Genomic DNA, 9,471 nt, shown 5'->3' on the forward strand with positions numbered 1-9,471 from the left:
CCGTTCACGAGGATCTCGCCCTGCTGGAACGGCTCGAGGCCGTTGACGGTCTTGATCAGCGTCGACTTGCCGGAGCCCGACGGGCCGCACACGACGACCACTTCGCCTTTCTTGACCTCGGTCGTGCAGTCGGTGAGAACCTGAAACTGGCCGTACCATTTGGAAACGTTCTTGATGGAAATCATCGTGTGACCTTTTTCTGGAGACCCTTGACGAGAACAGACGCCAACGAGCAAATCACGAAATAGCATGCGCCGGCGAACAGGACCATCTCGACGGTCGTGCCGTCGCGGTCGCCGATGTTGGCGGCCGTGCGGAAGAAGTCCGCGAGACTGATCACGTACACGAGCGACGTATCCTGGAACAGGACGATCGCCTGCGTGAGCAGTAGCGGCACCATCGCGCGGAACGCCTGCGGCAGGATCACGAGGCGCATGGCCTGCGCGTAGTTCATGCCGAGCGCGAACGCGGCGTTCACCTGTCCGCGCGGCACCGACTGAATGCCCGCGCGGATGATCTCGGAATAATACGCGGCTTCGAACAGCGAGAACGCGACCATCGCCGACGCGAGCCGGATGTCGATCGTCGGCGACAGCCCGAGCACGCCCTGCAGCACCTGCGGCACGATCAGGAAGAACCACAGCAGCACCATCACGAGCGGGATGGAGCGGAACACCGTCACGTATGCCTTCGCGAACCACTCGAGCGGCTTCACGCCGGACAGCCGCATCAGCGCCAGCAGCGTGCCCCAGACGATGCCGATGACGATCGCGATCAGCGTGATCTTGAACGTGACGATCGCCCCCGTCCACAGCGTCGGTATCGCGCCGGGAATACTACTCCAGTCGAACTGATGCATCACTTGCCTCCGATGTAGCCGGGCAGCCGCGTGCGGCCTTCGATCCAGCGCATGAACGCCATCACGACGAGGTTGATGAGCACATACGCAAGCGTCACCGCGATGAACGACTCGTAGGTCTGCGCGGTGTAGTCGACGAGCTGGCGGGCCTGCGCGGACAAGTCGAGCAGGCCGATCGTCGACGCGACCGCGGAGTTCTTGAAGATGTTCAGGAACTCGGACGTGAGCGGCGGCACGATGATCCGGTATGCAACGGGCAGCAGCACGTAGCGGTACGTCTGCCATTGCGTGAAGCCCATCGCGAGGCCGGCCGCGCGCTGGCCCTTCGGCAGCGCGTTGATCCCCGAGCGCACCTGTTCGCACACGCGCGCGCCCGTGAACAGGCCCAGACAGACGATCGACGCGGTGAAGAACTGCGTGCCGGGCGGCAACTGCTTGATCCAGGTGCCGATCGACGCGGGCAGCAGTTCGGGCACGACGAGGTACCAGACGAAGAACTGCACGATCAGCGGGATGTTCCGGAAGATCGACACGTACGCCGTGCCGATCGCGGACAGCCATTTGTTCGGCACCGTGCGCAGCACGCCGAACAGCGAACCGACGATCAGCGCGACGACCCAGGCGACGAGCGACACCTCGATCGTCACCCAGAATCCGGACATCAGCCATCCGAAGTAAGTCGTCGGCTCGCCGGTCGAGACGGGGCTCAGGAAGATGCCCCAGTTCCAGTGGTAAGACATGGGCAAGACTCCAGCAAAAAGAAACGGAAGAAGCGAGGCCTCTTCCGTTTCAGTAGCGTCATTTCTGCGTCAACGGCTGCGTGGTCAGTCGAGCGCCTTGTCGTTCGGGTTCGCGTACAGCTTCTTCATCGAATCGGACAGCGGGAAGTTCAGGTTCAGCCCCTTCGGCGGAATCGGGTTCTCGAACCACTTCGCGTAGATCTTCGCGGCTTCGCCCGATTTCTCGACTTGCGAGATCGCGTCGTCGACGACCTTCTTGAAGTCCGCATCGCCCTTGCGCATCATGCAGCCGTACGCCTCTTCCGACTGCGGCGTGCCGACGATCACCCACTCGCCCGGCTGCTTCGCCTTCGCGCGCTCGCCCGCGAGCAGCGCGTCGTCCATCATGAACGCGACGGCGCGGCCCGACTCGAGCGTGTTGAACGAGTCGCCGTGGTCCTTCGCGCTGATGATGTTCATGCCCAGCTGCTTCTCGTTGTTCATCTTGCGCAGCAGGCGCTCGGACGTCGTGCCGGCGGTGGTCACGACCGTCTTGCCCTTCAGGTCGGCGAAGTCCTTCACGCCCGAATCCTTCTTCGTCATCAGGCGCGTGCCGATCACGAAGATCGTGTCGGAGAATGCGGCCTGCTGCTGACGCTCCGTGTTGTTCGTCGTGGAGCCGCACTCGATGTCCACCGTGCCGTTCTGCACGAGCGGGATGCGGTTCTGCGACGTCACCGGGATGTTCTTGACCTGCAGGTTCGGCAGGTTCAGCTTCTTCTTCACCGCGTCCACGACTTTCATCTGGAATTCGCGCGAATAGCCGACGACCTGCTGGTTCTGGTCATAGTAGGAGAACGGAATCGACGATTCGCGGTGGCCCAGCGCGATCACGCCCGTGTCCTTGATCTTCTTCAGCGTGCCGGTCTCCTGTGCGTGCGCGCCGCTCGCGAACGCGCACAGCGCCGCGACCATCAGGACTGCCTTCTGGTATTTCATTTTGGTCATCTCCTTGGCTGAAACCCGCGCCAGTGTATCAAAGTAATATTTTTGAAAGTACTGGTTGTTTACCGAACTACGAATCGTCCCGTACGAAGCCGTCCTCCCGGCTTCCGGCGCCCCTGGGTAGCGCCTGAATGCACACGCGGGCGGTGCCGGATCCGGCACCGCCCGCGCGGGTTCATGCACACAATCGGGTGGATTGCGTCATGCTCGTGTCACAGTTGCCCGATCGAGTCGGCAACGACCGATCAGGGGTACAGGCCGCGCATTTCGCGCGCCATCAGGATGCGCTTGCACGCGACGATGAACGCTGCCGTACGCACCGACACCTTGTGCTCTTCCGCGACCGCCCACACGCCGGCGAACGCCTCACGCATCACGCGCTCGAGACGGTGGTTGATCTCGTCTTCCGTCCAGAAGAAGCTCGAGAAGTCCTGCACCCACTCGAAGTACGACACGGTCACGCCGCCCGCATTCGCGATCACGTCGGGGATCACGAGCACGCCGTTCGCGCTCAGGATGTCGTCGGCCGCCGTCGTCGTCGGGCCGTTCGCGCCTTCGACGATGATCTTCGTGCGGATCTTCGATGCGTTCTTCTCGGTGATCTGGTTTTCCAGTGCCGCCGGGATCAGGATGTCGGTCTCGACCGTCCAGAACTCGTCGTTCGGCATCGGTTCTGCGCCTTCGAAGCCCGCGACGCCGCCCGTGCGTGCGACGTGGTCGAGCAGCTTGTTCGAATCGAGGCCGGCCGGCTGGTAGATCGTGCCCGTGTGATCCTGCACCGCGATCACCTTCGAACCCGCTTCCTGGAACAGCTTCGCCGCGATGCCGCCGACGTTGCCGAAGCCCTGCACCGCGATGCGCGCGCCTTCGATCTCGAGGCCCTTCTTCTTCGCCGCCTCGCAACCGACGACGAACACGCCGCGGCCCGTCGCTTCCTTGCGGCCGAGCGAACCGCCGAGCGAGATCGGCTTGCCGGTCACGACGCCGGTCGACGTCTGGCCCTGGTTCATCGAGAACGTGTCCATCATCCACGCCATCACCTGTTCGTTGGTGTTGACGTCCGGTGCCGGAATGTCGGTGTTCGGGCCGATGATGATGCCGATTTCGCTGGTGTAGCGACGCGTCACGCGTTCGAGCTCACCGCGCGACAGCTTGCGCGGGTCGACGCGGATGCCGCCCTTCGCACCGCCGTACGGCACGTTCACGGCCGCGTTCTTCACCGACATCCATGCCGACAGTGCCATCACTTCCGACAGCGTCACGTCCTGGTGGTAACGCACACCGCCCTTGCCCGGGCCGCGCGACACGTTGTGCTGCACGCGATAGCCCTCGAAGTGCGCGACGGTGCCGTTGTCGAGCTCGATGGGCACATCGACGATCAGGATGCGCTTCGGGCGCTTCAGCGTTTCGAGCCAGCGCGACAGCGAACCGAGGTACGGCGCGACGCGATCGACCTGCTGAAGGTAGTTGCCCCACGGGCCGAGATCGTCGGCGTGAAGGTAGGACGGGATGGACTGCAGTTGCGAAGACATGGACGCTCCAACGTTCAACGGATTGCGCACATTGTCGAAAAACCCGTTTTTTTTATCCAATGCCGTTTGCTTATTCGATTATGCGTTTCTTGCATGATCGTGATTTTTCGCAAATCCGCGGTCGATTTGCGCAAGAACGCCCGCCGGACAGCCGTCCGACAGGCGCGGCAAGCGCGGCGGCGGCCGCGCGCGCTCGACCGGCGCGGTTAACCGCTCACGGTTAATCGGCGGTTTCGCGCAGTTCGTCGCGCACGACTTCCCAGAGTGCGCGCACGAGCTTCTGGTGGGGATCGTCGCCCTGCAGCGCGAGCTTGTCGCAGTACAGGCGGATCTCCATCGTCAGCGTGAACGGGTGCGTGCCGCCGCGCGCGGACCGGTCGAGCCGGATCAGGCGGCCGCTGGCCACCGCATCCTCGACGGCGCTGTGCGGCAGAAACGCGACGCCGTGGCCCGCGAGCGCCATTGCCTTCAGCCCTTCGGCCATGTCGGTTTCGTACACGCGATCGAGGAACAGCGACGTCGGGGCGTTCGCAATGATGACTTCGGTCATCCGGCCGAGATACGCATTCGGCGTATAAGACAGGTACGGCACGCGCGCCTCGGCCGTGCCCGGCAACGTATAGCGCGGCCGGCCCGCGCGGCCCGGCGCCGAAAACGCGCTGATCGGCTCGCTGCCGAGGACCAGCATGTCGTAGCGGGCCGGATCGAGCGCGACGGGGTGGCTCGGGTGGTGGTAGCCCATCACGAGATCGCAGCCGCCCTCGACCAGCGACAGCACGGCGTCGTGCACGTTCAGCGCGCGCAACCGTGTGTGGACCTGCCCCATCTTCGCCTCGATCCGCTGCAGCCAGCGCGGAAAATACGTGAGCGACAGCGTATGCGGCACCGCGAACTCGATGGTCGGCACCGGCGCGCCGACATGGCCGCGCAGCAGCGTGCGCGCCTCGTGCGCCTGCGACAGCATCGTCAATGCCTGTTCGTAGAAGATCTGGCCGGCCTGCGTGAGCCGCGTCGGATAAACCGAACGATCGATCAGTTCGGTCGCGAGCCATGCCTCGAGCGCCTGGATGCGCCGCGAGAACGCGGGCTGCGACACGTGCCGCAGTTCGGCGGACCGGCTAAAGCTGCGCGTTTCCGCGAGCGAGACGAAGTCTTCGAGCCATTTCAGTTCCATGCAGGCGGGCGCAACGGGCGGCGGTCGGGAAGAAGCCTGCATTCTACCGGCGGGCGGGCCCGGCCGGCGGCGCGGCGGGCAGCCGGGCGAGCCGGCCCGGGCGCCAGCCGGCGGACTGCTTGCGCGCCGCCCGGGCGCCGCGTGCGTGCCGATCGCCCACGGCGGCGGCGACCTGACCGGTTCGGCCGGGATCGCCCCGCGCCAATGGTAAAATGCCGGATTCTCCTCCCCTCGTTCGCACCGGCCCCCAAGGCCACGCCCGATCATGTCCGACACTCGTCCCGATACGCTTTTCGCCCTCACCGCGCTCTCGCCCATCGACGGCCGCTACGCCAGCAAGACCGAAGCGCTGCGCGACTGGCTCTCCGAAGCCGCCTTCATGCGCCACCGCGTCACCGTCGAGGTGCACTGGCTGATCGCGCTGTCGCGCGCCGGCTTCGCGGAAGTCCCGCGCTTCTCGGACGCGTCCGAACAATTCCTGCTGCAGCTCGCCGAGCGCTTCACCGCGCACGACGCCGCCCGCATCAAGGACATCGAGCGCGTGACGAACCACGACGTGAAGGCCGTCGAATACTGGCTGAAGGAATCGGTGAAGGGCCAGGAAGAACTCGAAAAGGCCAGCGAATTCATCCACTTCGCGTGTACGTCCGAAGACATCAACAACACGTCGCACGGGATGATGCTCGCCGGCGCGCGCGAGCACGTGATCGTGCCGGCGCTGCGCACGGTCCACCAGCGCCTCGTCGCGCTGTCGCACGCGCTTGCCGAGCAGCCGATGCTGTCGCGCACGCACGGCCAGCCGGCCAGCCCGACGACGCTCGGCAAGGAACTCGCGAACGTCGCGGCCCGCCTCGCGCGCGCAATCACGCGCATCGAGAAGGTCGAGATCCTCGGCAAGATGAACGGCGCGGTCGGCAACTTCAACGCGCACCTGTCGGCGTATCCGGAATTCGACTGGGAAGCGTTCTCGCGCGACGTGATCGAGAACCGCCTGAAGCTCACCTTCAACCCGTACACGATCCAGATCGAGCCGCACGACTACATGGCGGAGCTGTTCGATGCGGTCGCGCGCGCGAACACGATCCTGCTCGACCTCGACCGCGACGTGTGGGGCTACATCTCGGTCGGCTATTTCAAGCAGAAGACGAAGGCCGGCGAAATCGGCTCGTCGACGATGCCGCACAAGGTCAACCCGATCGACTTCGAGAACTCGGAAGGCAACCTCGGCCTCGCGAACGCGACGCTGCGCCACCTCGCCGACAAGCTGCCGGTGTCGCGCTGGCAGCGTGACCTGACCGACTCGACGGTGCTGCGCAACATGGGCGTCGCACTCGGCTACTCGCTGCTCGCGTACGACTCGCTGATCCGCGGCCTCGACAAGCTCGAAGTGAACCCGCAGCGCCTGAACGAAGACCTCGACAACTGCTGGGAAGTGCTCGCGGAGCCGGTGCAGACGGTGATGCGCCGCTACGGCATCGAGAACCCGTACGAGCAGCTGAAGGAACTGACGCGCGGCAAGGGCATCACGCGCGAAGCGCTGCAGGAATTCGTCGGCACGCTCGCGATCCCGCAAGATGCGAAGGACCGCCTGCTCGCAATGACGCCTGCGTCGTACATCGGCAAGGCCGTCGAACTCGCGAAGCGGATCGCGTAAGCGTCGCCGTCTCCGCACGTAAAAAAGCCCGATGCGAGCAATCGCATCGGGCTTTTTCATTGCCTGCCGCCGCCGGTCAGAACGAGATCATCCGCCCCGGGTTGAGTGCGCTCATCACGCTCATCGCGGCCTTCGCCGCGGGAATCGCAATCGGCGACAACTGGCGGCCGAGCGGAATCGCGCGGTGATCGATGCCGGTCAGCATCGAGAAATCGTCGTTGCGACCGACGAAATCGTCGCAGATCGCCTTGCCGATCCGCACCGTCTGCGCGACGCCATGACCGCTCCAGCCTTGCACCATGTACATCGGCACGCGGCCATCGGTCTTGCGGCTGTCGGTCGCGCCGTTCAGCGTGAAATCGCTGACGCCGCTCCAGCAGTAGTCCAGTGCGAACTGGCCATCGGCCTGCGGGAACACCGTGTTCAACCGCGTCAGCAGATACGCGTTGACGTCGGGCTGTGCCCAGCACGTGCCGGTGCCCTGCCCGCCGAACAGCAGGCGGTTGCCGCGCACGGGCCGGTAGTAGTCGATCTGGAACTGCGTGTCGTACACCGGCATGCCGGCCGGCATCAGTGTCGCGACGTCGACGTCGAGCGGCGCCGTCACGCTGACGTACGTGAAGAACGGCACGGTGGTGGCGGTGCCGTCGTCCAGCAGACGGAACGTCGTGTTGTGCAGCGCGAGCACGACGCCACGGCGCGCGGTGATCGTGCCGCCTGGCGTCGTCGCGACGACGCCCGCCGGCGTTTCGTCGAGCTCCAGCACCTCGGTGCCCTCGTACAACGCACCGCCGTTCAGCCGGAAGCCGTGCACGAGGCCGCGCACCAGCGCGAGCGGATGAAGCTGGCCACCGGTCGCATCGATCGCCGCGCCGTGATACAGCCCCGAGCGCACGTATTCGTCGTGCAGCTGATGGCGGCCGACGAGCGTCACGCCGGCGTCGCCCAGATGGCGGCGTGCGTCGGCGCCGTCGAGCAGCGCGCTCATGTGGCCCGGATGGACCGCCGCCGTGATGTGGCCGTGCTTGCGGTCGAGGTCGAGTGCGTAACGCGCGCCGATCGCGTCGATCAGGTCCATCGATTCGGCCGACGCGAAGCGCCACAGCCGCTTCGCGTCGTCGTGCGACAGATGGTCGATCATGTCGGCTGCTTCCCAGCGCGCGAGGCCCGGCGTGAGCTGGCCGCCGTTGCGGCCCGACGCCGCGGAGCCGACGTGATGCTTGTCGACGAGAATCGTGTCGACGCCCGCCTCCGCGAGATGCAGCGCGGCCGATGCGCCGAGCAGTCCCGCGCCGATCACCAGCACGTCGCACACCATGTCGTGCGCGAGCGGCGCGCTGTTTTCATGGCGCGACAACGACGCCTCGTACCAGTTGGCCGGGCGCTCGCCGTCGTAGCGGGACGGCGCGCACCAGTTCCAGTTGTCCTTTTCGATGTTCAGTTGCGTCTGGTCGAAACGCGATTCGCCCTGGATCAGGGGCTTGTGGTTGGAAGTCATGATTGCACTTGCATGGTCTTGGGCCGCCTGTCGAAGAGCCGTTCTGGCTTCGCGGGTGGGGCAGCCGGTTCCACTTGGGTGTCAACGAGATAAAGGGCGCGATGGCCCGTGTTGACGGCAGGCACGCTCGTGCCTGCCAGGATCCCGGACCGTGCAAAAGCACGCATTGAAAGGTGCCGGGACACCCAATTTCTACACCGCAGAAATAATTCTACAGCGTAGAATACGCTTTCGTCAAGATTACAACCGCAGCCATCCCGCTTTTCCATGAAAGACAAACCCGCCCAAGGCCCGCGCGGCCTCGACAAGGATGCGATCGTCGCGGCCGCGCTCGCGCTGCTCGAAGAGGTCGGCGAATCCGCGTTCAGCGTGCGCAAGCTCGCGCAGTCGGTCGGCTGCGACCCGATGAGCGTGCTCTATCACTTCAAGTCGAAAGAAGGCCTGAGCCGTGCGATCGCGAATGCGCTGTCGCGCTCGCTCGCGCCGGTCGACCCTTCACTGCCGTGGCGCGAGCGGCTGCTCGATCTCGCCCGCCAGTACCGCGCGCTCGCGCTGCGCCACCCCGCCGCGTTCGCGCTGCTGCAGCGTCATATGAGCACCGGGCCGGCCGATCTCGCGCACATCGAGACCGTGCATCGCGCGCTGGCCGATGCCGGCATCCCGAGCAGCGCACTGCCGACCGTGTGCGTCGGCTGGTATGCGAGCGTGATCGGCCTCGCCGCTGCCGAGGCCGGCGGCCTCACGCGGCCCGCGAACGACGTCGAGCTCGCGGAAATGCATGCGTTGTCCGATACCGCGCATCCGCTCGTCAAATCGGCCGCCCCGCTCTATGCGCAACTCGATCCGGCCGCCGTGCACGACACGATGCTGGACGTGCTGCTCGACGGCATTGCGCAGCACGTCCGCGCGACCTGAGCGGCTCACGCACCGCCGACGAAAAAAGGCGCCCCGAGGGGCTAATGCCGTTCAGTTAAGGTTCTTTCTGAGGAACCGGACAGCGTAACGAGCGGGACGGGACTTGACGGCCCGA

Annotated in this window: 9 protein-coding genes; 2 read left to right on the top strand and 7 right to left on the bottom strand. The window is 65.3% G+C overall.

Going from position 1 to position 9,471, the window contains the following annotated elements; translation table 11 throughout:
* The 6 genes from WS75_RS24250 to WS75_RS24275 form a co-directional block, all read right to left on the bottom strand.
* Positions 1 to 185 (bottom strand): ATP-binding cassette domain-containing protein (locus tag WS75_RS24250; protein ID WP_146107221.1); only part of this gene is annotated, 185 nt, incomplete at its 3' end.
* Positions 182 to 859, bottom strand: a complete 678-nt coding sequence (gltK, locus tag WS75_RS24255) for a glutamate/aspartate ABC transporter permease GltK (RefSeq protein WP_059684027.1) — start codon at positions 857 to 859, stop codon at positions 182 to 184. The genes WS75_RS24250 and gltK, both read right to left, overlap by 4 nt.
* Positions 859 to 1,599 carry an amino acid ABC transporter permease gene (locus WS75_RS24260; protein WP_059684029.1) on the bottom strand — a complete coding sequence of 247 codons (741 nt, stop codon included), beginning with the start codon at positions 1,597 to 1,599 and terminating at the stop codon, positions 859 to 861. The genes gltK and WS75_RS24260 overlap by 1 nt, the downstream gene beginning before the upstream one ends.
* 84 nt (positions 1,600 to 1,683) lie before the next feature.
* A complete protein-coding gene (locus tag WS75_RS24265; protein ID WP_059684031.1) occupies positions 1,684 to 2,577 on the bottom strand; it encodes a glutamate/aspartate ABC transporter substrate-binding protein in 894 nt (297 codons plus the stop codon).
* Positions 2,578 to 2,828: 251 nt separating this feature from the next.
* Positions 2,829 to 4,115 carry a Glu/Leu/Phe/Val family dehydrogenase gene (locus WS75_RS24270; RefSeq protein ID WP_059465395.1) on the bottom strand — a complete coding sequence of 429 codons (1,287 nt, stop codon included), beginning with the start codon at positions 4,113 to 4,115 and terminating at the stop codon, positions 2,829 to 2,831.
* Positions 4,116 to 4,335: 220 nt separating this feature from the next.
* Entirely contained in the window at positions 4,336 to 5,289 is a 954-nt protein-coding gene (locus tag WS75_RS24275; RefSeq protein ID WP_059684032.1) for a LysR substrate-binding domain-containing protein, read from the bottom strand.
* 265 nt (positions 5,290 to 5,554) lie between these two features.
* Here WS75_RS24275 and purB point away from each other — a divergent pair, with 265 nt between their 5' ends.
* On the top strand, positions 5,555 to 6,943 hold the full coding sequence (purB, locus tag WS75_RS24285; RefSeq protein WP_059684034.1) for an adenylosuccinate lyase: 1,389 nt from the start codon (positions 5,555 to 5,557) through the stop codon (positions 6,941 to 6,943).
* Positions 6,944 to 7,019: 76 nt separating this feature from the next.
* Here the strand turns inward: purB and WS75_RS24290 are convergent, their stop codons facing one another.
* Positions 7,020 to 8,441, bottom strand: coding sequence for an NAD(P)/FAD-dependent oxidoreductase (locus tag WS75_RS24290; RefSeq protein WP_059684035.1), 1,422 nt, complete (start codon positions 8,439 to 8,441; stop codon positions 7,020 to 7,022).
* Positions 8,442 to 8,708: 267 nt separating this feature from the next.
* On the opposite strand from WS75_RS24290, the gene WS75_RS24295 reads away from it, so the two are divergent.
* A complete protein-coding gene (locus tag WS75_RS24295) occupies positions 8,709 to 9,356 on the top strand; it encodes a TetR/AcrR family transcriptional regulator (protein WP_059684037.1) in 648 nt (215 codons plus the stop codon).
* Positions 9,357 to 9,471 lie beyond the last annotated feature (115 nt).

This window comes from Burkholderia sp. FL-7-2-10-S1-D7 (assembly GCF_001524185.1).
Classification (GTDB): domain Bacteria; phylum Pseudomonadota; class Gammaproteobacteria; order Burkholderiales; family Burkholderiaceae; genus Burkholderia; species Burkholderia diffusa.